Annotated in this window: 23 protein-coding genes; 16 read left to right on the plus strand and 7 right to left on the minus strand. The window is 39.7% G+C overall.

The features are described from left to right. Positions 1–42 precede the first annotated feature (42 nt). The 4 genes from H561_RS0108095 (at position 43) to H561_RS0108110 (ending at position 3935) form a co-directional block, all read left to right on the plus strand. Positions 43–1167 (plus strand): DegT/DnrJ/EryC1/StrS family aminotransferase, encoded by a 1125-nt coding sequence (locus tag H561_RS0108095; RefSeq protein ID WP_027386540.1) that lies wholly within the window; start codon positions 43–45, stop codon positions 1165–1167. 483 nt (positions 1168–1650) lie between these two features. Further along, on the plus strand, positions 1651–2673 hold the full coding sequence (gene galE / locus H561_RS0108100; protein ID WP_027386541.1) for a UDP-glucose 4-epimerase GalE: 1023 nt from the start codon (positions 1651–1653) through the stop codon (positions 2671–2673). A gap of 11 nt (positions 2674–2684) precedes the next feature. Then, positions 2685–3449: a methyltransferase domain-containing protein gene (locus tag H561_RS0108105; RefSeq protein WP_027386542.1), complete on the plus strand. Its 765-nt coding sequence runs from the start codon at positions 2685–2687 to the stop codon at positions 3447–3449. Positions 3450–3473: 24 nt separating this feature from the next. Further along, a complete protein-coding gene (locus H561_RS0108110; RefSeq protein ID WP_027386543.1) occupies positions 3474–3935 on the plus strand; it encodes an adenylyltransferase/cytidyltransferase family protein in 462 nt (153 codons plus the stop codon). Between the two features lie 47 nt (positions 3936–3982). Here the strand turns inward: H561_RS0108110 and H561_RS0108115 are convergent, their stop codons facing one another. The 5 genes from H561_RS0108115 to pnuC all read right to left on the minus strand — a co-directional run bounded on the left by H561_RS0108115 (position 3983) and on the right by pnuC (position 10004). Next, positions 3983–6577 (minus strand): TonB-dependent receptor domain-containing protein, encoded by a 2595-nt coding sequence (locus H561_RS0108115; RefSeq protein ID WP_027386544.1) that lies wholly within the window; start codon positions 6575–6577, stop codon positions 3983–3985. A gap of 167 nt (positions 6578–6744) precedes the next feature. After that, positions 6745–7770 carry an endolytic transglycosylase MltG gene (gene mltG, locus H561_RS0108120; protein WP_027386545.1) on the minus strand — a complete coding sequence of 342 codons (1026 nt, stop codon included), beginning with the start codon at positions 7768–7770 and terminating at the stop codon, positions 6745–6747. A gap of 22 nt (positions 7771–7792) precedes the next feature. After that, entirely contained in the window at positions 7793–8575 is a 783-nt protein-coding gene (dapF, locus tag H561_RS0108125; RefSeq protein WP_034761665.1) for a diaminopimelate epimerase, read from the minus strand. Positions 8576–8665: 90 nt separating this feature from the next. Beyond that, positions 8666–9334, minus strand: a complete 669-nt coding sequence (locus tag H561_RS0108130; RefSeq protein ID WP_027386547.1) for a hypothetical protein — start codon at positions 9332–9334, stop codon at positions 8666–8668. Further along, a complete protein-coding gene (gene pnuC, locus H561_RS0108135; RefSeq protein WP_027386548.1) occupies positions 9306–10004 on the minus strand; it encodes a nicotinamide riboside transporter PnuC in 699 nt (232 codons plus the stop codon). Before pnuC ends, H561_RS0108130 begins: the two co-directional genes overlap by 29 nt. 164 nt (positions 10005–10168) lie before the next feature. Between pnuC and H561_RS22270 the strand changes: the two genes are divergently transcribed. The 5 genes from H561_RS22270 to hemN all read left to right on the plus strand — a co-directional run bounded on the left by H561_RS22270 (position 10169) and on the right by hemN (position 15689). After that, positions 10169–11689: an APC family permease gene (locus H561_RS22270; RefSeq protein ID WP_051349337.1), complete on the plus strand. Its 1521-nt coding sequence runs from the start codon at positions 10169–10171 to the stop codon at positions 11687–11689. A 59-nt stretch (positions 11690–11748) separates the two neighbouring features. Continuing rightward, the gene (locus H561_RS0108145) at positions 11749–12765 is read left to right on the plus strand and encodes a WD40/YVTN/BNR-like repeat-containing protein (protein WP_027386549.1); all 1017 of its coding nucleotides are present in this window, start codon (positions 11749–11751) and stop codon (positions 12763–12765) included. A 76-nt stretch (positions 12766–12841) separates the two neighbouring features. After that, the gene (locus tag H561_RS0108150; protein ID WP_155845764.1) at positions 12842–13138 is read left to right on the plus strand and encodes a hypothetical protein; all 297 of its coding nucleotides are present in this window, start codon (positions 12842–12844) and stop codon (positions 13136–13138) included. A gap of 190 nt (positions 13139–13328) precedes the next feature. After that, complete coding sequence (locus tag H561_RS22275) at positions 13329–14240, plus strand: sialate O-acetylesterase (RefSeq protein WP_051349338.1); 912 nt, start codon at positions 13329–13331, stop codon at positions 14238–14240. Positions 14241–14330: 90 nt separating this feature from the next. Next, on the plus strand, positions 14331–15689 hold the full coding sequence (hemN, locus tag H561_RS0108160) for an oxygen-independent coproporphyrinogen III oxidase (RefSeq protein WP_027386551.1): 1359 nt from the start codon (positions 14331–14333) through the stop codon (positions 15687–15689). 261 nt (positions 15690–15950) lie between these two features. On the opposite strand, the gene H561_RS0108165 is transcribed toward hemN, so the two are convergent. Next, positions 15951–17315, minus strand: coding sequence for a PQQ-dependent sugar dehydrogenase (locus tag H561_RS0108165; protein ID WP_027386552.1), 1365 nt, complete (start codon positions 17313–17315; stop codon positions 15951–15953). Between the two features lie 215 nt (positions 17316–17530). Here H561_RS0108165 and secD point away from each other — a divergent pair, with 215 nt between their 5' ends. The 6 genes from secD to H561_RS0108195 all read left to right on the plus strand — a co-directional run bounded on the left by secD (position 17531) and on the right by H561_RS0108195 (position 24422). Continuing rightward, positions 17531–20425 (plus strand): protein translocase subunit SecD, encoded by a 2895-nt coding sequence (secD, locus tag H561_RS0108170; RefSeq protein ID WP_027386553.1) that lies wholly within the window; start codon positions 17531–17533, stop codon positions 20423–20425. Positions 20426–20693: 268 nt separating this feature from the next. Beyond that, positions 20694–21929, plus strand: coding sequence for a TCR/Tet family MFS transporter (locus H561_RS0108175; protein WP_027386554.1), 1236 nt, complete (start codon positions 20694–20696; stop codon positions 21927–21929). A gap of 240 nt (positions 21930–22169) precedes the next feature. Next, positions 22170–22508, plus strand: coding sequence for a Sec-independent protein translocase subunit TatA/TatB (locus tag H561_RS0108180; RefSeq protein WP_027386555.1), 339 nt, complete (start codon positions 22170–22172; stop codon positions 22506–22508). 7 nt (positions 22509–22515) lie between these two features. After that, on the plus strand, positions 22516–23082 hold the full coding sequence (locus tag H561_RS0108185; protein ID WP_027386556.1) for a phosphatase PAP2 family protein: 567 nt from the start codon (positions 22516–22518) through the stop codon (positions 23080–23082). Then, on the plus strand, positions 23079–23891 hold the full coding sequence (locus H561_RS0108190; protein WP_027386557.1) for a tetratricopeptide repeat protein: 813 nt from the start codon (positions 23079–23081) through the stop codon (positions 23889–23891). Before H561_RS0108185 ends, H561_RS0108190 begins: the two co-directional genes overlap by 4 nt. A 69-nt stretch (positions 23892–23960) precedes the next feature. Further along, a complete protein-coding gene (locus tag H561_RS0108195; RefSeq protein WP_027386558.1) occupies positions 23961–24422 on the plus strand; it encodes a tRNA (cytidine(34)-2'-O)-methyltransferase in 462 nt (153 codons plus the stop codon). Position 24423: 1 nt separating this feature from the next. Here H561_RS0108195 and H561_RS0108200 read toward each other — a convergent pair whose 3' ends face one another. Next, positions 24424–24897: a 23S rRNA (pseudouridine(1915)-N(3))-methyltransferase RlmH gene (locus H561_RS0108200; RefSeq protein WP_027386559.1), complete on the minus strand. Its 474-nt coding sequence runs from the start codon at positions 24895–24897 to the stop codon at positions 24424–24426. Between the two features lie 204 nt (positions 24898–25101). Here H561_RS0108200 and H561_RS22280 point away from each other — a divergent pair, with 204 nt between their 5' ends. Beyond that, positions 25102–26061 (plus strand): YihY/virulence factor BrkB family protein, encoded by a 960-nt coding sequence (locus H561_RS22280; protein WP_034761669.1) that lies wholly within the window; start codon positions 25102–25104, stop codon positions 26059–26061. Positions 26062–26099: the final 38 nt, after the last annotated feature.

The following is a 26099-nucleotide window of genomic DNA, read 5'->3' on the forward strand; positions in this document are numbered from 1 at the left end:
GATAGGATGTTAAATTCCTTATTTTTACAGAAATATTTATCTATGAAAAAGATTCAAATGGTTGACTTACAAAGTCAGTATTACAAAATAAAGAATGATGTGGATAATGCAGTATTAAATGTAATGGATTCTGCGGCTTTTATCAACGGGCCGGAAGTAAAGTCTTTCCAGAATGAATTGGAGTCATATTTAGACGTAAATCATGTGATTCCCTGTGCAAACGGTACGGATGCCCTTCAGATCGCTTTAATGGCCCTTGACCTTCAGGAAGGAGATGAAATCATCACGGCGGATTTTACCTTTGCCGCTACTGTGGAAGTGATTCATCTGCTGAAGCTTAAATCCGTTCTGGTAGATGTTGATTATGATACGTTTACCATTTCACCGGAAGCGATCCGCAAATCAATCACGCCCAAGACAAAAGCGATCATTCCTGTACATATTTTCGGACAGTGTTCAGATATGGAGGAAATCTTAAAAATAGCTGAAGAGCACAACCTATATGTCATTGAAGATAATGCGCAGGCCATCGGTGCTGAATTTACTTTTTCAGACGGTACCGTAAAAAAAGCGGGAACGATGTCCACGGTAGGAACGACCTCTTTCTTTCCTTCTAAAAACCTGGGCTGCTACGGAGACGGCGGTGCTATTTTTACCAATAATGATGAACTGGCCCACCGTTTAAGAGGGATTGTGAATCATGGAATGTATGAAAGGTATTATCATGACGAAGTTGGAGTAAATTCAAGATTAGACAGTGTACAGGCTGCCATTTTAAGGAAAAAGCTTCCGCATCTTGATCAATATAACGAATCAAGGGGTAAGGCCGCCGATTATTATGATGAAGCATTTGCGGGACACGAAGGTCTTCTGACTCCTAAAAGAGCAGGAAATTCAACCCATGTTTTTCATCAGTATACCCTGAGGATCCTGAACGGTAAGAGAAACGATTTACAGAAATTCCTGACCGAAAAAGAAATCCCTGCTATGATCTATTACCCTGTAGCGTTACGGAAACAGAAGGCCTATTACCAGGAAAGCAATGATGCTGATTTTGTTAATACAGACCAACTGCTGGAACAGGTGATCTCGCTTCCGATGCATACCGAACTGGATGATGAACAGCTGAAATATATTACGGATGCAGTACTGGAATTTATGAAATAAATCTTCAGTAAAACTAAAACTTAAAGTTTTCCATGCGTGTCTGAATGTCCTTTCGGTATCCTGTTTGGATATAGATTATTTCATAAGATATCGCTCATTAATCTGCATTCGAAGACTGATCAGAATTTTGTAAATGTTTTGAGTCTGGTAAGATGGGAACAGCTGTATTCAGATGAATCTGTCAATAAATACCACATCACGTGCTTCAGTAAGGATTATTAATAACAATGGTCCGTTTTTTGAGTTTCTACCGAATAGAATTTTACTGATTTTTAATAATAATTCAGGGATTCAATCGACTATAACGTAAATACCGATTTTAGGATTATATACTCCTATTTTACATTAATTTGCTATAAAAGAATATATTTTTCTAAAGTGATATTTGGATGACCTGATTTTATCGACATTAACTAATAAAGAATAAAATATAACCATATAAAACTGCCGGATCTTAATCACCGGAAAAGACAAAAAATTAATATGACAATACTCGTAACAGGAGGTCTCGGATACATCGGTTCACACACCGTAGTAGAACTTTTGAATAGCAATTTTGAAGTTGTTATCGTAGACGATTTATCCAACTCAGAAAGATTTATTTTAAAAAATATTGAGGAAATCACCGGGAAAAAGCCGGTCTTTTATCCTTTTGACTTAAAGAGAAGAGAACTTCTCACTCAGGTTTTTAATGCGCATCAGATTGATGGATGTATTAATTTTGCCGCCTCAAAAGCAGTAGGTGAAAGCCAGTTGAAGCCCGTTGATTATTATGAGAACAACTTGTTTTCCCTGATCAACATCCTGCAGGAATTTAAAGAGCGTGGACTTTCCAATTTTATCTTCAGTTCGTCCTGTACCGTATACGGACAGGCAGACCAGATGCCGATTAATGAAAATACCCCGTTGAAAATGCCGGAAAGCGTTTACGGAAAAACCAAGCAGATGGGAGAGGAGATCCTGGCTGATTTTGCGAAAGCATACCAGCGTAAAGTTTCATTATTAAGATATTTTAACCCGATCGGTGCCCATCCTTCAGCAAAGTTAGGCGAATTGCCTATCGGAATTCCGAATAACCTGGTTCCTTTTGTCATGCAGACCGCTGCCGGAATCCGTGAAACACTCAGCATCTGGGGCGATGATTATCCTACAGAAGACGGAACAGCAGTACGTGATTATATCTATGTGGTTGACCTTGCGAAAGCCCATGTTGCTGCTTTAAAAAAGTTAATGGAAGATGATTCTGATAACGTGGTAATTGATATTTTTAACCTGGGTACGGGAAAAGGATCATCAGTGCTGGAAGTGGTCAAAGCTTTTGAAACAGCAAATGGCGTTGAGGTAAAATATCAGATCTGTGACCGTAGGGAAGGTGATATTACCATTGCATATGCCAACGTTGACAAAGCGGAAAAAGAACTTGGCTGGAAATCTGAAACTTCCTTGGAGGAAGCATTAAGGTCCGTATGGCAATGGCAGAATTATCTGGTTTCAAGAACCGTTTAAATTATTAACGTATGGTCTGGAATCCTGAACTTTATGATCAATTTAAAAAAGAACGGTCCGCACCGTTTTTTGATCTTTTGAAACTGGTCATCCCTAAGGATAATATACAAGTGATTGATCTGGGCTGCGGAACGGGTGAGCTGACTTCGGAACTGCCGGGTTATTTATCAGGTTCGGAAATCACCGGCATTGATTCTTCTGCTGAAATGCTGGAAAAAGCAAAGCATTTTGAAACCGGACAGCTGAAATTCTATCAGAGAAGCATTGAAGAGCAGCTGGAAGCCAATGAAACTTTTGATCTCATTATTTCCAATGCAGCCATCCAGTGGTGTGACCATCATGAAAAGCTGTTTCCGGAGATCATCAGTAGAATAAACAAAGGCGGCCAGCTGGCTATCCAGATTCCTTCGAATCATGAATTTATCGTGCATCAGCTCCTTAGGAAAGTCGCGGAAACCGAACCGTATAAGGCCGCTTACCATTCATGGACAAGGCAATATTCTGTTTTGAAAATTGAAGATTATGCCCGGATAATGTTTGATCATAACGGCAGTGGGATTACGGTTTTTGAAAAAGTATACCCTCTTGTTATGGATGATGCAGAAGCTGTTTTTACCTGGGCATCAGGAACAGCCATGATTCCGTACCTTGACAAGCTGCCCGAAGATTTACAGCAAGCCTTCAATGAAGATTATAAAAAAGAACTAAAACATATTTTTACGAAATCACCGGTCTTTTATCCTTTTAAAAGGACTTTTATTTCGGCAACATTTTAAATCAACAAATAATTGGATATTAGTATGAAAACACAGAGAATAGGCATCACATTCTCCTCATTTGACTTATTGCATGCCGGTCACATCAAGATGCTGGAGGAGGCAAAAACAGTATGTGATTACCTGATCGTCGGTCTGCAGATTGACCCTTCGCACGACCGCCCGACCAAAAACAAGCCTACCCAAACCATCGTAGAACGCTATATCCAGCTTAAGGCTGTCAATGCTGTAGATGAAATCATTCCTTATTATACGGAGGAAGATCTTCTGGATATCCTGAAGTCGTTTGTTATTGATGTAAGAATCATCGGAGACGATTATCTTGACAAAGATTTCACAGGAAAAAAATACTGCGAGGAAAAAGGGATAGAAATCTTTTACAATAAAAGAGACCACCGGTTTTCTTCCAGCGACCTGAGAAAAAGAATCTATGAGGCAGAACTTGCCAAACTTTCAAGAATGGAAGCTGAAGAAACTGTAAAATAAAAGAATCCCGAAATTATTTTCGGGATTCTTGTTTATGTATTTTCATTCTACATTGGTCCGCCCTGCTGGTCATCACCCGCTGCATTGGAGTTGATATCTTTTTTCCTTTTAGGCTGGTCTACCTTCTCACCCTGTTTAAATCTGTAGGTTAAAGAGACAGAGAACTGCCTTGGCTGCCATTGCATATAAGATTCTCTTATACCTGTTGCCAGATAATTCGTGCTTCTCATAGAACGGGTATTGAAAATATCCTGCATATTAAAAGAAATTGTTCCGTCTCCTTTCCAAATTGTTTTAGATGCTCCAAGATTTAAAGCATACATTGCTTTTCTATCCTGGCTTGCCGTATTCTGAGGACCTCTGTAAAATCCTTGTAACTGAAAACTGAATGTTTTATCCACTTTAAAGGTAGCGTTCAGCCTTGCTCTGGTAGAAAAACCGTCTCCTGCATAGGATTGGATTCTGTTAACATTTTTTCCTTTGATATCAATAGTATTATAAGAATATTCTCCCGTCGTTTTATAGCCGAATACACTAAAGCTTCCCATTAATTTTAACCATGGAAATACATCTGCTGTTCCGTTAAAGTCTAAACCGTACTGATCATTCGTTCCTAAATTCAGTGGAGTTGTAAAATAAATATTGGTTCGTTCATCTTCCTGGTAGGCTACTGTCTTTGTATCCTCTGTAGTTCTTCTGTAAAAAAGAGTGGGATTTAGGGTGAATTTCTTTTTAGAAATACTGTATCCGAATTCAAATGAATCTACATAAGATGGATTTAAATCAACATTTCCCAAGAACAGGTTTTGATTATCAGTAATAGAAAAATAAGGAATTAAAAACCATGAGCGGGGTCTGTCAATTCTTCTTGAATAATTCAATAAAAACTGGTTATCTTTTCCTAAGTCATAACTTAAAAATACGCTTGGAAATAAATTATTATAGTTTTTATTATTATTAACTGTACCCTTTTCCCCACCTTCAAGGTTTCTGTAGTCTACTTTCACATTAGAAAGTTCATCGCGAAGTCCTAACTGATAGCCGAAATTTCCTACTTTACTGCGAAACTGTACATAGAATGCATTGAACAATTCATCGTAATTTGTAACATTGGTAAATTTGTTCAGAACAGAAAATGGTACATTTAAACCGTCTGCTTCATTTGCGGTATTATCATAAAAATTATTATTACTGTCAATCCTATACCCTGCTTCAAACTTGGAACTCTCACCAATAGGAAGTTCGTAATCTAATTTTCCTATTAAGGTTTTTGTTCGTGAGTATTGGGAATTGTTGCTTAAAGTATAATTCATACCAGGAACAATACCAATTACATTCCCGGAATTATTTAAAACAGTTGAAAAATCGGACTCTTCATAAATGTCTGTTGTATTGTCACTTTTGTTGCTCTGAGCACTTAGTGAAGCAGATAGAATCTGTCCTTTATCATCAAATTTATGATCCCATCCTAAATCTCCCTGAAAAGCAAGGTTGGTATTGTTTCCGTTATTTGTTCTTAATGTATAAGGATTCGGTAAAGGAATATAATTATAAAGATAATTATAATTAATCCTGCCATCTGTTTCGTTATCAAAGGTTCTTATAGTACCGGATAAATTGACAGAGTTTTTATCATCAATATCATATACAAAACCAGCTGTGGCATTATAGTTTTTAGAATAATTTTTATTTTTGGTCTCCTGATCTGACCTTAATAATTGAAACTGTTCATTTTTGTCATAATTCAGGTTGCTGTTTCTATTGGTTCCGGTAGATTCATTATAGCCACCGCCACCATTTACAAACCATGTCCATTTATTTTTTCTCCAGCTGAGATTAGCATTTAGCAATGTTCTTGGCTGATACCCTAACGTTCCTACTACACTTCCATTGAATCCTACTTTTTTACTTTTCTTTAAAATAATATTTAAGATGCCCGAAGTTCCGCTCGCTTCAAATTTTGAGGAAGGATTTGTAATTACCTCAATTCTTTCAATCTGATCGGCAGGAATACTCTGAAGTGCATTACTCCCTTCAGAAATACCCAACAGAGCAGAAGGTTTTCCGTTTATGAGAAACTTTACATTAGAACTTCCCCGCATTGAGACCGTACCATCCGTATCAACTTCTACAGAAGGCACATTCTGAAGTACATCCTGCAGGTTCCCTCCTTTACTTACGATATCCTGAGAAGGATCATAGGTTCTTTTATCCAGCTCTACTTTGTAAGGTTTGGTAGAAGGAGCTGTAATCACGATACCCTGGATGTCTCCTGTTTTAAGATTTGTGGCGCTGCCTTCAGGATCTATGGATAAAGCCCCGATATTTCCTGCGGCTGTAATCTGTTTGTTAACCACACTTTTTTTATAATCGATAGCTTCTACCGTGATATCATAGGCTCCGGGTGCAAGGTCAAGCGTATACTGGCCTTTTTCATCCGTAAGCGTAGCATCGCTGAATAATTTGTTGGCTTTATTACTGAATGTAACAGAAGCATAAGGAACGGGCTGGTTGCTCTTATTGACAACCGACCCGGAAATACCGACCTTCTCCTGCGCAAAGGCAAATGCCGCTGCCGAAAGTACAAAAGTAAGCCCTAAGGTTTTTTTTGTAAAAATGTTAATGATTTCCGTCTGATTCATAAGGTATTGTTTGTGTAAAATCGTGAAAAATTCTACTTAATATTATGAAATTGCTAACCTGCGTATTCCCGAATATGAAGTAATAATTTATTATTTATAATGCATAAGTCGCTTTAAAAAGCGAAATGTTAATTATTGAATTGTTAAAATAAAGTTAAATATATTTCTTATTTTATATTTTTAGAATCCAGCCAGTCCTGGTAAGCTTTTGCATTAATGGCATGCTGTTCGGCACTGGCTGTGAATTTGTGGTATCCGAACCTTGCAGGATCCGCACACATGAATATGTAATCATTGTTCTCTGCATTTAAAACCGCATCAACGGAAGTCTTATCTACAATACAGATTGGTCCTGGCGGAATGCCTTTATTAGCATAGGTATTATAAGGTGACGGAGTTGAAAGATGTTTATAAAAAACCCGTTTGATCGGCTCCTTAAAGTTGGTCTGTTTATTAATAGCGTAGATGACGGTAGGATCAGACTGCAGCTTTATTCCTTTTCTGTACCGGTTGAGATACAGGCCGGCAATCGTTTTCATTTCATCCTTTTTTCCTCCGGATTCTTTATAAACGATAGAAGCGAGTGCATACACCTGATCTCTTGTCAGACCTGCCTGTTCTTCCTTCGCTTTTCTTGCGGCATTCCAGAATTCGTTGTATTGGTCATTAAACCTGTTGAAAAAGTCTTTGGGCGTGACGGTCCAGAAAAAATTATAGGTATCAATAAAGAAATATTTTTTGAGATCTTCTGCATTGTTATACCCTTTTTCGGATGCAATGGTATTGAGGCCATTCACAAATTGCAGAGAGTCGAGCTCTGTTTTTTTGGTTACTTTACCCAGCATCTGGTACACATCTCCGAAATCTCCTATCCTGAAACTGTTTTGCGCCTGGTTACCGGCTTTGATCATGTTTACCAGTTTTGCATTCCCAAGACCCTTCTGGAAATGGTAACGGCCTGGCTTGAAATTTTTCCCAAGATCCTTGTCTTTTGCAACCGCCTCGAAAGATTCTTTATTATCAACATATTTTGCCGCTGAATCCATGATCTGCCTGAAACCGGCATTATGCGAAATCAGGACATAACCGTCCTTTTGAATGTTGTTTCCGTAGTATTTGGTGTATAATCTCAAACCGAAAAATCCGCCTGTTATAAGAACAAGAAGGATGATAATGAGAACAGCTTTTTTCATGTACTATGATTAAAGTTACTGATTAAATAAGGTTGATTTTTCCTTTAAAAACCTGCTTTGCAGGGCCTTCCAGCCATATATTGGTGAAGGAATCCCCGTTTTTTTCAGCATAGACTTTAAGATCGCCTCCTAAAGTCTTTACTTTTACTGAAGTTAGATGGCTCTTTTGCAGAAAAGTTAAAGCCGAAGCGGTAACGCCCGTTCCGCAACTATAGGTTTCATCTTCAACGCCACGCTCATAGGTCCTTACGAATATTTCATTGTCTGCTGTTTTTTCTACAAAGTTGACGTTAATGCCATTTTCCTTATGATTTTCAGAATTCCTGATGCCGTTTCCTTCTGCAAAAACATTGTAGTTAACCAAATCTTCGACATATTTTACATAATGGGGTGAACCCGTATTCATTACAGCATCTCCGCCTTCCTGAGAAATAGTGTTGACATCAATCATTTTTAACTTCACAATCCCATTATGGATTTCTGCCTCATGTTCGCCGTCAATAGCGATAAAGCGGCATCTGTTTTCAAAAATATCAAGAAAGAAAGCAAAGGCTGCCAGGCATCTTCCGCCGTTTCCGCACATGGTGCTTTCGCCGCCGTCAGAATTATAATATACCATTTTAAAATCATACCCTTCATCATTTTCCAGCAGAATAAGGCCGTCTGCGCCGATTCCGAATCTCCTGTCACACAGTTTTTCAATGATTTCCTTATTTTTCGGAAACTGAAGGTCACGGTTGTCTATCATAACAAAATCGTTTCCCGTTCCCTGGTATTTATAAAATTCTATATTTTCTGATATCATGTTTTGTCTTAAAATTAAACAGGCAAAATTACTATAATTAAAACAAAAAACGAACAGGGTTAGCTGTCCGTTCGCTTATTTATAATCGTTTTATCTAAATCCTCCTCCGTTGGTATTACGGTTGGAATTCTGCTGAGATGAGGAATTTGAATTCTGCTGGGTGCTTGTCCCTGAACTGTTCCTGAATCCGCCGTTGTTTGAGTTCGTATTGGAGTTCGTAGAGGAATTATTTCTGACTCCGCTGTTTGAATTCGTATTGGTGGATGAATTATTCCTGAACCCGCCACTGTTATTCTGTGGCCTCGGCGTATTCTGCTGCTGGTTTCTGAAACCATTGTTCTGTCTTCTGCTGCTGTTCTGCCTGTTATTCTGTCTGAACCCGCTGTTGGAATTGCCGTTAATCGTAGGCCCGTCATTCACGCCGCCTCTGAACCCGTTGTTCGGTCTTTGTGAACTGGTCGTGGCCGTTCCCTGGCTTGACGATCTTCGGTCTACATACACCTTTTTCCTCGAATTGTTGTAATTCTGGTAATAATACGGGCTGCCGTTATCATAATAATAATTGACATCATTTCTGTAATAATATCCGTCATTTCCCCAATATCCGCCGTTTCCGTAATATCCCTGAGGGGCATAATAATTTCCGTTATCATAATATGGATCTCCGTATCCGCTGACGGCGGGATCCGAATACACTGCACAAGAAGTTAAACTTGTTATGGTGATTACGCTAAATGCTATTTTTAATAAATTCTTCATGACTTAATACATTTTTTCTTAAACTTTTTTTCCAGCTGACATATCCGAGGATAGCCATTACAGTAAATACCAAATATTGAACCGAAGTGATTCCTAAGCCTTTATAAATCATCATCGGGATACAGATAAAATCCCCGATGATCCAGAAGATCCAGTTTTCAATACGGCGTTTCGCCATAAACCACATGCCTACCAGAAATACAGAAGTGGTCACAACGTCCAGCCAGTTGCCCCAGTCCAGATGATAGAGGCCTAAATCTGCACCCGTCATTGAAAATCCGTTGTCAATATAAGGTTTGTAATAATACACTCCTGTTACTAAGATTAAACTTAAGGCAAAAAGTAAAATCCCGTACAGCCATTCTTTTTTGGAAGCCCATGAAACTTCCACATGAATATTGTCTTTTGAACTCCTGGCCCACAGCAGCCATCCGTAGATACTCATCACCGTATAATAAACATTGATCATACAGTCTCCCAGCAATCCGAAGTTGAAGAGAATATAAACATATAATATAGTAGAGACGATTCCGGTAGGATAAACCCAGATGTTTTTTTTAATTGAAAAATAGACGCTCAGAATTCCGAAGACGGCAGCAAGTGCTTCTGAAAATATCTGTAACAGAGTATAGCTTTCATAGGGCTTTATGAAAAGATCATATAAATTCATGTGATCAAAAATAAACAAAAAATCACTTCCCTGAAAATAGTTTAAATAATATGAAAATCAGAATTTTAAATTTATTTTTAATAAATATTGTTTTAAGTTTATTAATAAACGTTAAAGTTTCTAATTTTTTTATATTTTCGTAAATCTTTAATAAATAATAAAATATGTCAAAAATCTGGACGAAAAAGCCGATGAGTGCTTTTGAGAATGATGTTAAAAGTAGTCAGCTTAAAAGAGTGCTTGGTAAATGGAGTCTTACAGCGATCGGTATCGGAGCGATCATCGGAGGAGGAATCTTCGTACTGACGGGTACCGGTGCCTATTACCATGCGGGTCCTGCTTTAGCAATATCTTTCATTATTGCAGGGATTGCGTGTGTTTTTGCAGCTTTGTGTTATTCCGAATTTGCTTCCATATTACCGGTAGAAGGTTCTGCGTATGCCTATGCCTATGGAACGGTAGGGGAGATTTTCGCGTGGATTATCGGTTGGGGGCTTATCCTCGAATATGCGATGGGATCCATGACGGTGGCGGTTTCATGGTCCGGGTATTTCAATAAACTTCTTAAAATGTTCGGCCTTCATCTGCCGGATTATCTAACTTCAGACCCGGCAAGTTATGCGGGAGAAGGTTTTTCCATGAACCTGCCTGCTTTTCTTATTGTTTTATTTGTCATCTCCATCCTGATCAAAGGAACGAAGGAGGCCGCTAAAGCCAACAATCTTATCGTGATTATGAAAGTTTCAGCAGTACTGTTTGTGATTATTGCCGGGGTGTTTTTCATAGATACGGCCAACTGGCATCCTTTTATTCCTGCACAGCAAATGGTAATGGAAGGCGAAAATATGAAAGAAGCGTACGGTTTCCAGGGCGTTGTTTCCGGAGCCGCAGCTATATTCTTTGCGTATGTGGGCTTTGATGCGGTTTCTACACAGGCCGGGGAAGCAATTAATCCGAAGAAGGATGTTCCGTTTGCGATCATTGTTTCGCTTCTGGTATGTACGTTTCTCTATATTTTGGTATCATTGGTCCTTACCGGGATGATGAACTACCAGAATTTTGATCCTCATGGTAAATATCCTGATGCCATTAAAGCGCCTGTAGCGTATGCATTTGAAATCGCAGGTCAGGGCTGGGCCGGTTATATCATCACCATTGCGGCAACCGTAGGCTTGATCTCTGTATTAATGGTAATGATCATGGGACAGTCAAGGATTTTCCTGGGAATGTCTAAAGACGGACTGATTCCTAAAATGTTCAGTGATGTTCACCCGGTAAGAAAAACGCCGGCAAAAAGTTTAATGCTTTTAGGGCTTGTTATTGCAACGGTAGCCTCATTAACACCCATCAGTAAACTGGCAGATATGACAAGCTTCGGGACATTATTTGCCTTCACGATGGTTTGTGTAGCCGTTTGGATCCTGAGAAAAAAGGAACCGCAATTGCCGAGGACTTTTAAGGTGCCTGCATTGCCGGTTATTGCTACATTGGGAATCTGCATCAACCTTTACTTGATCTGGAACCTGAGCCACGAAGCAAAATACCTTTCTATGGCCTGGCTTGCCTTGGGTGTAATCATCTACTTCACGTACAGTCTCCGACACAGTAAACTTCATAAAGTGGGCTATGGGGAAACGTTCAAAGCAGAACAGGAGCCTTTGGAAAAACCTGATATCGATCTATAAAAAAAAATATTTCAATTAAAAACCACAGCATGCTGTGGTTTTTTTATTTTTGCAAGACTATGAAAAAAATATTTCCGGTTATATTTTCGCTTTTAGGCATTATGGCATTTTCCCAGAAGGTAGAAAGCTTTGAAAAGATATTCAATGATAAAATCAGCATCAGGGCAATAGAATTGCATGACGGTAAAATCTGGTACACCGGCACGGATTCAAAATTCGGGTTTGTTGACCTGAAAAAACCGGAAAACCGGAAACAGGTGCAATTATCCGAAAAGAAACTGCAGTTCAGGACCTTAGCTCAGGATAAAAATTTCTTTTATGCCATTAATATTGAGAGTCCTGCTGAATTTTTTAAAATCAGTAAAAAAGATCTGACTGCTGAAATTGTATTTTCAGATACGGTTAAAACGGCTTTTTATGATGCACTGCATTTTGTAAATGCTCAATATGCGTTTGCCTTCAGTGATGCCGGGACCGATAATAAACTGAAGCTGGCCAAATTTAAAAAGGGAAAATGGGGAATACATAAGAATAATATAACTTTAAACAAAGGGGAGGCGGCATTTGCAGCCAGTAATACCAATATCGCTTCTACAAAGAATTACCTCTGGATTGCTACCGGCGGAAAGGCTTCCAGAATTCTGCGGTTAAACCTTAAGAAAGGTGATTTTGAAGTTTTCAATACCCCATTTGTTCAGGGTGAATCTTCACAGGGCATTTATTCCATTGACTTTTCAGATAACCGTTTCGGGATTGCGGTAGGCGGTGACTATACCAAACAGGAGGCCAACATCAATAATATTGCCACTACAAACGATGCAGGGGAAACCTGGCTGGTACAGGCTTCAGGACAAAACGCCGGTTATACTACCTGTGTGAAAATTAAACCCGGCTCCAAAGGGAAGGAAATTATTTCCGTGGGAGATCAGCACATCAGTTATTCTTCTGATTCCGGGAAAACATGGAAGAAAATTTCTGATGAAAAAGGATTTTTTGTCTGTGGATGGATTGACGGAAACACAGTTGTTTTTGCAGGAAAAGATAAGATTTCTGTGATGAAGCTAAGTGATAAATAAGGAAACAGCATGTGGGATGATGTAAAATGGCTTATGGAAACGCTCGTTGTGGATTCCGGATCTTGATATGCAGATGATGTCTTATTATATTTATGAAGAGATGCTGAAATCTCAGTATCATTTTGCCTTAAAGAAAACTTTTTTAGCGGCAACGGATTTTTTTGTGAAAGGGTATGTTTTCGGAGATCTTTGGATCGGCTGGCACAAATTTCTTCAGGCAGAGCAGGAATCAGGAATAATGGTATGGCTTCTTGAAAATGTTAAAATACATCTTCAGAATAAAGGCCCGGAAATTTCTGCAGAAGAGATTGAAACTATTCCTACAGATGATTCCCATTTCAAAATGTTTCTGGACAGCTCTTTTCCTGTTTAAAAACTGATTATAATTGCAGAAGCACTCATACAGATGCTTAACGGAAGCTGGGATCAGAATAGGAATAACACAAACTTATTGACCGTTTGAATTTATAGGGCTTTTTTCAAAGCATTTTTAAATCTGAGACATAGAAAAAACCGTTTTCTTTTATTGGCTTTTTCATCCTACCTTTGATTAAATTTCACCGATGAAAAATCTCAGAATATTTTTGCTTTTATTATTTCCGGCTTTATTCTATACCCAAAAGATCAGGGTATTTATATTGGCCGGGCAATCCAATATGAACGGATTCGGCTACAATAAAGACCTGCCGGGTGATTTAAAAACGTTTAAAGACGTTTACATCTTTCAGGGGAAATCTGCCCCGGACGGAGATCTGAACGGCGGGACCGGAAAATGGGATGTCCTGAAGCCCGGCAACGGAACCGGCTTTAAAACAGATGGGAAGACGAATGTACTTTCAGACCGGTTCGGGCTGGAACTTTCATTTGCCAGAAAAATGAAAGAGCTTTTCCCTAATGATAAAATTGCGCTGATTAAATATGCCCGGGAAGGAACTTCCATTGACAGTGCTGCAAGAGGAAATTTCGGTTGCTGGGATGCAGATTTTTACGGAACCAACGGACTGAACCAGTATGATCATTTTTTAAAAACAGTGAAAAATGCGCTGTCGGAAACAGATATTGATAAAGACGGCAAAAAAGACATTATCATCCCTTCCGGAATTCTCTGGATGCAGGGTGAAGGCGATGCTAGTTATACCGAAGAGATTGCCAATGCTTATTACAATCATTTGAAAACATTGATGAATCAGATAAGAGCAACTGTACTGACGGATGACCTTCCGGTAGTGATCGGGAAAATTTCGGATTCCGGGAAAGATCCTTCCGGAAGGGTTTGGAAAATGGGAGAGCTTGTTCAGTATGCGCAGGAGAAATTTGTTAAAGATGATAAAAATGCTGCGATTGTCCGGTCAACCAAAAATTATGAATACGGCAATGATCCGTGGCATTACAACAGCGAAGCCTATATTGATATGGGACAGAAGTTTGCCGAAGAGGTATTTAGACTCATTATAAATTTCGAAAAAAAACCCTAATATATTTCATGATTCAAAATTCATAAGATATATTTAATTTTGCATAATGGATTTCTATCCTGAAGTTCATTTAAAAAGTTTAAATCAACAATGAATTCTTTAATAGATAAATATAATATTCCCGGACCCCGTTACACTTCTTATCCTACCGTTCCTTACTGGGACGAAAGTTCTTTTTCACCGGAGCTTTGGAAACAGAGTGTGATCAGGACCTTCAGGGAAAGCAATGCAGAAGAGGGAATTTCTATTTACATTCACCTGCCTTTCTGTGAGGCTTTATGTACCTTTTGCGCCTGCCATAAACGGATTACCAAACAGCACAGTGTTGAAATCCCGTACCTGGAAAGCGTGCTGAAGGAATGGCAGCTGTACCTCCGGCTTTTCAATGAAAAACCTAAATTAAAGGAACTGCATTTAGGAGGCGGAACACCTACCTTCTTTTCACCGCAAAATCTAAAAGCTTTATTGGAAGGGATCTTTGAAACCGTTGAAATCGCTGAAGAGCCTGAGTTTTCTTTTGAAGGGCACCCGAATAATACTACCAGAGGGCATCTGGAAACATTGTATGGCCTTGGATTCAGAAGAGTGAGTTTCGGCGTACAGGATTACGACCCGAAAGTCCAGAAAGCCATCAACAGGATCCAGACCTTTGAGAAAGTGAAGGAAGTAACGGAATGGGCTAAAGAAATCGGGTACCGCGGCATCAGCCACGACCTGGTATTCGGGCTTCCGCACCAGTCCTGGGAAGCGATGGAAAATACCATCCGCAAAACAATGGAACTGAAACCGGACCGTCTTGCATTTTATTCTTACGCGCACGTTCCCTGGATAAAAGGAGTCGGGCAGAGAGGTTTTGACGAAAACGACCTTCCCAGCGGTGAAGAAAAACGCCGACTGTATGAAGACGGGAAAAAACTGCTTGAAGATCTGGGATATATCGAAGTAGGGATGGATCATTTCTCCCTGGAGCATGATGACCTGTACCAATCCTTGATTCAGAAAAAGCTGCACCGGAATTTCATGGGTTATACTTCCAGCAAAACCCAGCTGATGGTGGGCCTTGGAATGTCCGCCATCTCTGATTCATGGTATGCTTTTGCGCAGAATGTAAAAACCGTTGAAGAATATCAGAAAATGGTTGAAGCCGGCGAAATTCCTGTCGTGAAAGGCCATATCCTGAATGAAGAAGACCTGGTGGTGAGAAGGCATATCCTAAATTTAATGTGCCAGCTGGAAACGACTTTTGATGCAGACCATTTTTTTCCCGAACTACAGCATGCATTTGAAATGCTGAAGGAAATGGAAAAAGATGAATTGGTGGAAATTCATGATCACCGGATACAGATCACCGAAAAAGGAAGGGCATTTACCCGGAATGTGGCGATGGTTTTCGATCTCAGGATGATGAGGAATAAGCCGGAAACCAGGATTTTCTCCATGACGATCTAGCTGATGAGCAGAAAAGTTCTCCTGATCTTACTTTATTTCTATGGACTTGTTTTCAGTGTTCTGAAGACCTTACGGTATCCAATGGCTGATCGGAGGCGCACTGGATGCCGGATTACAGGTTTGGGTTTATTAAAAGAGGGCTTTAATTAAGGGTTGGCTAACTTTTACAATTGTATTGACGACCTGCACTTTATTAAAAAAGCCCCAACCCAAAAGGATTGAGACTCTGAAAACTATTTGAAATGAGAATTAATTAATTTATTATTTGATGATCAGTTTCTTGCTGTAGGTTTTTGTGTTCCCCGAATTGATATTGATAAAATAGGCTCCTGCCTGAATCCCTGAAATGTCAAGGCTGTTATCGCTTTTAACACCAGCCGACTCCAGAACTTTCCTTCCTTCAAAGTTGATGATCTCAATTGTAGTATTTTTATCTTTTATCCCTTCAACATATACTTTTTTCGAAGCCGGGTTAGGATATACTTTTATGGCACCGGAGAGTTCATTTTCCTGAGTGGACAGAGTGGTAGTCGTTACCCTGAAAATTTTCCCGTTGTTGACTGCCGCTACAAATAATTCATTCTGGTTATTCAGCCCGAAGGTAGAGAAATTATTTCCGGAGAACGCTGAAGTCCAGGTAATGGAATCATCAGTATTTAAGATCCCGATTTGTGTAGAACAGTAATCCGCAAAAATGTATTTTCCCTGTAAAGCAGGGAATTGGGTGCCTCTGTAAACATACCCTCCGGTGATGGAACATTTTCCTCCGCTGTGGTCATACGCAGCCACTGGGAATGTCATCGTGGATTGTGCCGCACACCCTGTGGTATTATAGGCCGAATTTCCTTCGTAGCATCTCCATCCGTAATTGATTCCGGCCTGGGTAAGCGGCATTCTGTTGATCTCTTCAATTTGTCCCTGTCCCACATCGGCAATCATCACATTTCCTGAAGCGGTATCAAAATTAAATTTCCATGCATTTCTCAATCCATAGGCCCAGATTTCATCGGCTCCGTCAACCCCTACGAAAGGGTTCCCGGGAGGAATATTGTAAGGTCCGGTGGAATTAATGTCCAGTCTTAGCAATTTTCCCAGAAGCGAGTTTTTGTTCTGGCCGTTATTGTTCGGGTCACCGCCACTTCCGCCGTCACCGGTGACTACCCAAAGATAGCCGTCCGGTGCAAAATGGATACTGCCGCCGTTATGGTTGTCGAAAGGTTTTGGCTGATTGAGGATGATTTTTTCTGTTGATGCATCAGCGATATCAGGGTTGGATAAACTTCTGGTGTATCTTACCACCGTAATATTTCCACTGGTATCATTATAATACACAAAAAAATACCCGTTGGTCGAGTATTGCGGATGGAAGGCAAGCCCTAAAAGCCCTCTTTCGCCGCCATAGGTAATTTTAGAGCTGATATTCAGAAAATTGGCTGCATTGGCGGTTCCGTTGGGCTGTACAATCCTGATAATGCCGTTCTGCTGGACCACGAACATCCTGCTGTCATTGGCATGAACGATCTCTACAGGAGCCGTAAATCCCGTGGCAAATTCCTGTAAGGTAATGGTTTGGGCCTCATTAAAGGTGGAAAAGAGGATGCCGGCAGAAAATAGTAGTTTTTTCATAATATTTTGATATTTAGTGTATTAAATCAGAATGAAAATTTCATACCAATCAGCCATTGAAAAATTCATTATAATATCATAAAAACATTATTAAATCTAAAATAAAAATAAGATTGCCGATATATCTGAAAATAAACGATTTCTGTTGTTAAAAATTTATAAAATACAAGAAAATGATTATATTTGCCGACTTAATTTAACGTAGTTATAACAAAATGCAAGGAAAAGGACTTATTACAATTGTTGCTATTGTACTAGGGTTGATTTGCTTAAATGAGCTATTGCCAACCTGGTACGCCAGCAAAATTGAATCGCAGATTGAAGCTGCAAACGGAAACGAGAAAGAGATCAAGCGATTGAAGGAGGACACCCTTAATCTTGGCTTTACCCAACTCTATTATTCTAAAGCCAAAGACAAGGAAATGAAATTGGGTCTTGACCTGAAAGGCGGGATCAACGTTCTTTTGGAGATCAACCAGAGAGATCTTGTAAACGATCTTACCAATTATTCTACCAATCCGGTCCTTATTGAGGCTTTGAATAAAACTGACGAAGTACAGAAAAATTCTACAAGATCGTATATTGATAACTTCTTTGAGCAGTTCGATGCGGTAAATAAAGCAAAAGGCACCAACCTTAAGCTGGCAGATCCGGAACTTTTCGGAAATACCACCCTCACCGAGGTAAAATACAACACGCCTGACGACCAGGTAAAAAGCATTGTCAAGAGAAAAATCGATGCGTCTGTAGGAACCGCTTTTGAGGTGATCAGAACGAGAATCGATAAGATGGGAGCGGTACAGCCGAATGTTCAGAGAGTACCGGGAACCGCAAGGATTTCTGTGGAAATGCCGGGTATGAAGGATATCGATAAAGTGAAAAAAATGCTTCAGACTTCTGCAAAGCTTCAGTTCTGGGAAGTACAGCAGGTTCCTGAAATGGCACCGTATTTCCAGACCCTGACTTCTGTTATCGCTGTGAAAGGCGATTCTATGGGAGTTGCCAAAACGACTAACTTCATTAACCTTCTGCACCTTGACAAATTAAGAACGAACGGGGTCGCTAATGTGAAATTGTCTGATACCGCTGCGGTAAACAAAATCCTAAACAGCAAAGTAGGACAGTCTTTACGTCCTGCTAATATTAAATATACCCAATTCATGTGGGGATACAAACCTGAAGCTGCTGATGCTGAAAGCCTTGTATTATATGCCATCAGAGGCAACATCAATCAGAAAGCTCCGGTAGACGGTGCGGTGGAAAGTGCGAGCATCAGTTATGATGAACTGAGCAGAGTAGTGGTAGACATGCAGATGGACTCCAAAGGCGCTAAGGAATGGAAAACCATGACGGAGAAAAATGTTGGCAAGCCGGTTGCCGTAACTCTTGACAACAGAGTGTACACTGCACCGAATGTGGTCAACGCCATTCCGAACGGAAGAACACAGATCTCCGGTAATTTCTCTCAGGAAGAAGCCAAGGAACTGGTAGACGTTTTAGGGGCTGGTAAATTACCTGCAGGGGCAAAAGTGGTTCAGGCAACCGTGGTAGGACCATCTCTAGGACAGGAATCGATCAACGCAGGGATCATTTCATTTGCTATTGCATTTTTGATCATCATTGTTTATATCATTTTCTATTACGGCGGTGCAGGGGTATACGCTGTTATTGCAATGATCATCAACTTATTCTATATTTTCGGGATTATGGATTCCGGAGACTTCACGCTTACGCTTCCCGGTATTGCAGGTATTGTATTAACCATGGCGATGGCGGTTGACACCAACGTAATTATTTACGAAAGAACCAAGGAAGAGCTGTTTGCAGGAAAAAGTATTCTTGAAGCGTATAAAGACGGTTTCAAACATGCATTAAGTGCTATTGTGGATGGTCACTTAACGACATTATTAACCGCCGGTGTGCTTTTTCTTTTCGGAACAGGACCGATCAAAGGCTTTGCGTTAACCTTAGGAATTGGTATTTTAATGACATTCTTTACGTCGGTTCTGCTTTCCAGAGTGATGATTTTCTCAAGACTGAATAAAGGGAAACATCTTTCTGTTTGGACACCGCCGACGAAAAACCTATTTAGAAATACATGGATTGATTTTATCGGGAAAAGAAAATATGCCTATATCGTTTCCGCTATTTTAACGGTTGTGTGTATTGCATCCATTGCGATCCACGGATTTAAATACGGGATCGACTTTACCGGAGGAAGAAATTATGTGGTTCGTTTTGACAAACCCGTAAATGCAGAAGACATCGAAGGGAAACTGGTAGCAATGTTTAAAACGGAAGACGGCAAAAACTCTTCTGTGGAAGCAAAAACTTTTGGAAATGACAACCAGTTGAAAATCTCTACGGATTACCTGATTGAAGACGAGTCTCTGAAAGCTGACCAGACCATTGAACAGAAATTATTTGATGGCTTGAAAACAAACCTTCCTGCAGGAATGACATTAAAAGATTTCAAGTCTGCGGATAAAGAACATGCCGGAATTATTTCTTCCGAAAAAGTAGGCCCTACAGTTGCCGATGATATTCAGACTCACGGTATTCTGGCAGTGGCTGCTGCCCTGGGAGGTATATTTTTATACATCCTGATCAGGTTCAGAAAATGGCAGTTCTCATTGGGTGCGGTTGCCGCTTTATTCCATGATGCGATCATTATTCTGGGAGCGTATTCATTGCTTCACAAGTTTATGCCGTTCAACATGGAGATCAATCAGGATTTTATCGCTGCGATCTTAACGGTATTAGGATATTCAATCAATGATACGGTAATTATTTTCGACAGAATCCGGGAATATTTGAAAGAGAAAAAAGCCTTAACCCTTGCCGGTTTATTTGATGACTCTATTTCAAGTACATTAGGAAGAACATTCAACACCTCGTTTACGACCATCTTGGTAATCCTGGCCATCTTCATCTTTGGCGGAGACAACCTTAGAGGATTCATGTTTGCCATGTTAATCGGTATCGGATTCGGTACTTATTCATCCATCTTCATTGCGTCGGCCATTGCTTACGATTTCCTTAAAACAGGAAAAGAAGATGAAGTTCACGGTAAAACAACCACGAGCAAAGAAGTGCTTGCTTCAAAATAAGTAAACTACAATAAATAAGAGAAAAGCCTTTCAGATCCTGAAAGGCTTTTTTTATGCTTACATCTTATTTGACAACAATTTCCAGGTAATGGTTATATCTGTTCTAAAGTTAAAATTCAGGACATACCGCTTTATGTGATAATGTAATATTTTGTCTATCTCACCATTCTTAAATTTATTATTAATACAATTTTGATTAACAGTCACTTATTAGATATTATAAATATTTTTACTATTATTTTCGTGATTTGAGTATTTTTGCAGCATTATGGAAAACTCAAGGAAGAAAGCTGCGATGAGCTTCATATTTATCACGTTGCTGATTGATATTACGGGCTGGGGAATTATCATTCCCGTAGTTCCGAAACTGATAGAGGAACTTATTCATGCTGATATAAGTGAAGCGGCTAAATATGGCGGCTGGCTGGGTTTTGCCTATGCATTTACCCAGTTTGTCTTTTCTCCCGTGGTAGGAAACCTGAGTGATAAATTCGGAAGGAGGCCGATCATTCTGATCTCCCTTTTCGGGTTTGCAGTGGATTATATTTTGCTGGCTTTGGCCCCTACCATTGTATGGCTCTTTGTAGGAAGGGTTATCGCCGGGATTACCGGTGCAAGTGTTACAACCGCAAGTGCCTATATTGCCGATATCTCTACAGATGAAGACCGGGCGAAAAACTTCGGGCTGATCGGTGCCGCTTTCGGGCTCGGGTTTATTATAGGGCCGGTTTTAGGCGGTTTATTGGGACATTACGGGGCCAGAGTTCCATTTTATGCTGCGGCCGGATTATGCTTGCTGAATTTTCTTTACGGATATTTCATTCTTCCGGAAAGTCTGGATAAGGAAAAAAGAAGGGAGTTCAACTGGAAACGCGCCAATCCGGTCGGGTCATTCAAATTCCTGGGAAAGCATCCTGAAATTTCCGGATTGATTGCTTCTTTGATTTTAATTTATATTGCCGGACATGCCGTCCAGAGTAACTGGAGCTTTTTCACAATGTATAAATTCAACTGGAATGAAAGAATGGTGGGGATCTCGCTGGGTGTCGTAGGATTACTGGTAGGGCTGGTTCAGGGCGTACTGATCCGATGGACCACTCCGAAATTAGGGGAGCAGAAAAGCATCTATTACGGGTTGACCCTGTATGCGATCGGAATGCTGCTGTTCGCTTTTGCATCGCAGGGCTGGATGATGTTCGTGTTTTTAATCCCGTATTGTCTGGGTGGGATTTGCGGACCGGCACTCCAATCGGTCATCACCAAAAGTGTCCCTTCCAATGAACAGGGAGAATTGCAGGGTGCATTGACCAGCCTGATGAGTGCAACCGCTATTATCGGGCCGCCGATGATGACCAATTTATTTTATTTTTTCACACATGAGGATGCCCCGTTTAAGTTTTCGGGAGCCCCTTTCTTCCTGGCCTTTATCTTAATGGCGGTCAGCGTGGTTATTACCTATATTAATTTTAAGAAAAAGAATTTAAAAAAAGATCTTTTGAAATAAATCAACCGGGATGTCAGTCAGGTATCCTGATTTCAATTCATAGTTAAATTTCCGGAAGTGTAGAAAAGGTAATAGAAACGGATTTCTGAAATTTTACAGTGATAATGATTCATAAATCCTGAAACCGATCATGAATATTTAATACGAAACTTTAAATCTTAAAACCGTTCATTTCTTAAAATTTGTTTAAAATGCCATACATTTGTATTGCATATGTATAATCTTTTGTAATTTTACCGAATGGAACTAAGCATAGGAGAGATGGCACTTATTGCCATTGCAATCGTTGTATTATTCGGTCCGGATAAACTTCCTCAAATCGCACGGGACTTAGGATCAGGTGTTCGGAAAATGCGCGGGGCAGTGGAAGATATTAAAACGGAGATTATGAAAGAAACGGATAATCCCGTTTCTGAGATCAAACGTGAAATTGAAAAGGTAAAAGATGCTGCAAAAGAATACAATCCGATGAAAGATATCGAAAAAGATACCTTAGCCCAACCTAAAGCATCTGAAGAGCCTGCAGTACAGCCGAAGCCTTCCGATGATGAAACGTACGAAGGACCGGTAAGCAGATAGATTAAGGATGGAGGAAATCATTCAGGAAGATAAAAAGGTCTTTTTATTTCTCAATAATCTGGGAGACTCTTCATTTGACCAGTTCTGGATGCTGATTTCCAGTACCTGGATCTGGGTTCCGCTTTACATTATTTTCTGTTATTTTTTATTTAAAAGCTATAAACTCAGGTCTCTGGTTTTTATTTTGATATTCGTAGCCATCGGAGTCACGGTTTCAGACCAGCTTGCCGGGGTTTTCAAACACGGGATTGAAAGGCTGAGACCTTGCCATGACCCTTCTTTAGAACATCATATGAGGATCGTAAAGTGCGGTGGGCAGTTCGGGTTTTATTCTGCACATGCCTCCAATACTTTCTTTTTAGCGGCGTATTTAAGTATTTTATTAAAAAAGAGGCTGAAATGGTTTCCTTATGTTATATTTGTATGGGCGGCCATAGTAGCGTACAGCCGGATCTATTTAGGAGTGCATTTCCCGATGGATATTTTGGTGGGGGCGTTTGTTGGAACTTTATTGGGGGTGATTTTTGCTGCGCTCGCCAAAAAAGTAATCAATAAACAAAAAATAACCTCATGAAAAAACAACTATCATTTCTCACATTAGCATTGCTATCATTAAACTTTTATGCCCAGGATAAAAAAACTGCGGAAGAATGCTTTCAGAAGGCAGATTATAAATGTGCTGAAGAACAGTATTCTGCATTGGCACAGAATGAAAAAATCCAGCAGATCAAGTCCGAATATTATAATTACCTGGGAACTGCCCAGCGCAGGCTGGGGAAGACAACCTCTGCCTTCAAATCTTATGAATCAGCATTGAAAGCCAACCCGATGTCTGCGGCAGTATATGCCAATTTAGGTTCCATCCACGGACAGAAAGGAAATAAGCAGGCCGCTATTGATTATCTGAATCAGGGGATCAGATTACAGCCTGAAAACGCAGACATGTACCTTACCCGTGCTAAAGTATATGAAAATTTAGGCAAAAAAGACATGGCTGCTAAAGACCTCAACCAGCTTTTAAGTTTTGCTCCCGACAACATTTACGCAAGAACCGGACTCGCAAACCTCAAAAAGAACAGCGGGGATCTTGAAGGTGCTTTGAAAGATTATAATCAGCTGATTTCAGAAAAACCGGAATCTCTTCTGTACAGCGGGAGGGGCGATGTTTATTTTAAACTGAAGAAAAATAAGGAAGCACTCGCAGATGTAAACAAAGCGCTTGCTATCGATCCGAAATTTGCCCAGGCCCACGTTAATAAAGCATTAATCTTATTTGAAACCGCAAAACCGAAGGAAGCTTGTGCAAGCTTAGACAAAGCGGTGAGTCTAGGGTATGAAAAGCCTTTGCTTTTGGAATATTATGCTAAATGTGAGAAAAAATAATCGGGTATTCCGAAGATTAACCATTCTGACCGGGTGTACCGGAAACTTTAAAATACAGATACATTATTCATGTTAAACATTGTTCTTGTAGAACCTGAAATACCCAACAATACCGGTAACATCGGAAGATTATGTGTAGGCACCGGAAGCAGGCTGCATTTGATTCATCCGTTCGGATTTGTAATCAATGATAAAAACCTGAAACGTTCCGGACTGGATTACTGGGTACATCTTGATGTTACCGAATACGAAAATGTGGATGAATGGCTGAAAGTTATTCCGGATATGTCCCGTGTGATGCTGATGAGCTCGCATGCCGAAAAATCCTATCTTGAGACCGTTTTTGAGGATGGCGACTGGCTGGTATTCGGAAAAGAAAGCACTGGCCTGAGTAAAGATGTTTTAGACCGTTTTGAAAATCATGTAACAATCCCGATGTCTAAACTGATCCGGAGTTTCAACATCGCCAATTCCGTGGCTTTTGTTGTGGGTGAAGCAAAAAGGCAGATCGGTTTAAAAGCCGGCCTGTAATTCAATCGTTATGGTAAGGCTTCCCCTGTAAGATCTGATCGGCACGGTAAATCTGCTCAACAATAAACAACCGGATCATCTGGTGGGTAAATGTCATTTTGGACAGTGACATTTTTTCATTGGCCCTGCTGTAAATTTCTTCCGAAAATCCGTAGGCTCCCCCGATCAGGAGATGAATTTTTTTCACTGAAGAATTCATCCAGCTGTCTATTTTCTGTGCAAATTCCCGGCTGGTAAACTGTTTTCCTTTTTCATCCAGGATCAGCACAAGGTCAGTACGGTCAATATGCGCCATAAATAGTTTGGCTTCTTCTTTTTTTAGAAGGTCCGGCGTCAGATTTTTAGCATTTTTAATGTCAGGAATTTCTATGATTTCAAAATTCCAGTGCTTGGGAAGGCGTTTCAGGTAATAATTGATCAATGAAGCAATTTCCTTATCATCCGTTTTTCCTATACAAAGCAAATTAATCTGCATATCATGTGTTTTAAGAGTTGAGGCGGCAAAGATATTCATAAATTTAAGAAGGTCATATTCCGTGTTTTTTATGAAAAATGCTTAAGTTTAAAAAAAACATTATTTTTGCAGAGCATTAATTTGATGAAAGCATTAATTCTTTTTATTTTCTGTTTTTCATTCAGTTCTGAAGCAGATTAAAAAGATCAACACTATTTAAGCACTATGGGCATGAAAGTTCCTAAATTTATCCTGAAAGTCCGAGAATTTTTTGATGACATCCATATTCCTTTGTTGGGTATTTCCCTGTGGGAAATGTTTCAGATTTATTTCAGAGGGGTTTTTAAAGAAAAAATAGGAAGAAAGGCAGCGGCAATTTCCTGGAGCTTTACCATCAGTTTATTTCCCTTTGTTTTGTTCCTGCTGTCGATAATGCCCTATATGCCGCATTATGACAAACTTCAGTTTTATATTTTTGAAGTCCTGCTGCATAATGTTTTTCCATCCAATATAGAAGGGGATGTAAGGAATTATATTGAACAGAGCATTGTTCCCAATATGAAGGGAATCAGCAATCTGACGATTGTTTTAGCATTGGTATTTGCCACTAACGGGACTTTCTCATTAATTAACGGGTTTAATGAACAGGCAGAGGAGAAGATGGGTGATGTCAAAGAATTCATCCTTTCATTCTTTATTACCATCGGCTTTATACTCATTGTTTTCCTGACCCTTTTCGGAGTATATTATTCGGAAGTTGTACTTAAAATGTTTACGCCGGTGTATGATGTTTCCTGGCTGATGAACAACCTTACGAAAATTATCGGATTTGTTTCATTTCCTATCTTTTACTTTATTCTTTTAGCCATGTTCTACTGGTTGGGTACTGTAAAGATCGCAAGGTTTAGGCAGGCCGTTCCCGGAGCTATTCTTACCACTGTTCTGTTTGTGGTGACCACTTATTTCTTTGCGTTATATGTCAAGGATATTGCCCGTTATAATGTACTATACGGATCTATCGGAAGCATGATCCTGCTGATGGTCTGGGTGAACGTCAATGTATATCTTTTGCTTTTTGGAAATGAACTGAATATGGCCCTCAGAAAAGTAAGGATCAAAAAAATATTGTCTGATGAGCTTAAAAAAGAATCGGAAAACAGCGGTTCCAAAGATGAAGGTGCATAAAAGCTGAGTATTATTATTTGAACATTAACTCGAAGAAA

This window comes from Chryseobacterium gregarium DSM 19109, from assembly GCF_000430845.1.
In the GTDB taxonomy this organism is placed as follows: domain Bacteria; phylum Bacteroidota; class Bacteroidia; order Flavobacteriales; family Weeksellaceae; genus Chryseobacterium; species Chryseobacterium gregarium.

Coding starts and splice junctions, on each gene's coding strand:
- H561_RS0108165 (WP_027386552.1), bottom strand. CDS start 17,315: ATGAAAAAACTACTATTTTCTGCCGGCATCCTCTTTTCCACCTTTAAT.
- H561_RS0108105 (WP_027386542.1), top strand. CDS start 2,685: ATGGTCTGGAATCCTGAACTTTATGATCAATTTAAAAAAGAACGGTCC.
- H561_RS0108095 (WP_027386540.1), top strand. CDS start 43: ATGAAAAAGATTCAAATGGTTGACTTACAAAGTCAGTATTACAAAATA.
- H561_RS0108110 (WP_027386543.1), top strand. CDS start 3,474: ATGAAAACACAGAGAATAGGCATCACATTCTCCTCATTTGACTTATTG.
- H561_RS22275 (WP_051349338.1), top strand. CDS start 13,329: ATGAAAAATCTCAGAATATTTTTGCTTTTATTATTTCCGGCTTTATTC.
- H561_RS0108200 (WP_027386559.1), bottom strand. CDS start 24,897: ATGCAGATTAATTTGCTTTGTATAGGAAAAACGGATGATAAGGAAATT.
- H561_RS0108175 (WP_027386554.1), top strand. CDS start 20,694: ATGGAAAACTCAAGGAAGAAAGCTGCGATGAGCTTCATATTTATCACG.
- mltG (WP_027386545.1), bottom strand. CDS start 7,770: ATGAAAAAAGCTGTTCTCATTATCATCCTTCTTGTTCTTATAACAGGC.
- H561_RS22280 (WP_034761669.1), top strand. CDS start 25,102: ATGGGCATGAAAGTTCCTAAATTTATCCTGAAAGTCCGAGAATTTTTT.
- H561_RS0108195 (WP_027386558.1), top strand. CDS start 23,961: ATGTTAAACATTGTTCTTGTAGAACCTGAAATACCCAACAATACCGGT.
- pnuC (WP_027386548.1), bottom strand. CDS start 10,004: ATGAATTTATATGATCTTTTCATAAAGCCCTATGAAAGCTATACTCTG.
- dapF (WP_034761665.1), bottom strand. CDS start 8,575: ATGATATCAGAAAATATAGAATTTTATAAATACCAGGGAACGGGAAAC.
- secD (WP_027386553.1), top strand. CDS start 17,531: ATGCAAGGAAAAGGACTTATTACAATTGTTGCTATTGTACTAGGGTTG.
- galE (WP_027386541.1), top strand. CDS start 1,651: ATGACAATACTCGTAACAGGAGGTCTCGGATACATCGGTTCACACACC.
- H561_RS0108185 (WP_027386556.1), top strand. CDS start 22,516: ATGGAGGAAATCATTCAGGAAGATAAAAAGGTCTTTTTATTTCTCAAT.
- H561_RS0108180 (WP_027386555.1), top strand. CDS start 22,170: ATGGAACTAAGCATAGGAGAGATGGCACTTATTGCCATTGCAATCGTT.
- H561_RS0108190 (WP_027386557.1), top strand. CDS start 23,079: ATGAAAAAACAACTATCATTTCTCACATTAGCATTGCTATCATTAAAC.
- H561_RS0108150 (WP_155845764.1), top strand. CDS start 12,842: ATGTCTTATTATATTTATGAAGAGATGCTGAAATCTCAGTATCATTTT.
- H561_RS0108130 (WP_027386547.1), bottom strand. CDS start 9,334: ATGAAGAATTTATTAAAAATAGCATTTAGCGTAATCACCATAACAAGT.
- hemN (WP_027386551.1), top strand. CDS start 14,331: ATGAATTCTTTAATAGATAAATATAATATTCCCGGACCCCGTTACACT.
- H561_RS0108145 (WP_027386549.1), top strand. CDS start 11,749: ATGAAAAAAATATTTCCGGTTATATTTTCGCTTTTAGGCATTATGGCA.
- H561_RS22270 (WP_051349337.1), top strand. CDS start 10,169: ATGTCAAAAATCTGGACGAAAAAGCCGATGAGTGCTTTTGAGAATGAT.
- H561_RS0108115 (WP_027386544.1), bottom strand. CDS start 6,577: ATGAATCAGACGGAAATCATTAACATTTTTACAAAAAAAACCTTAGGG.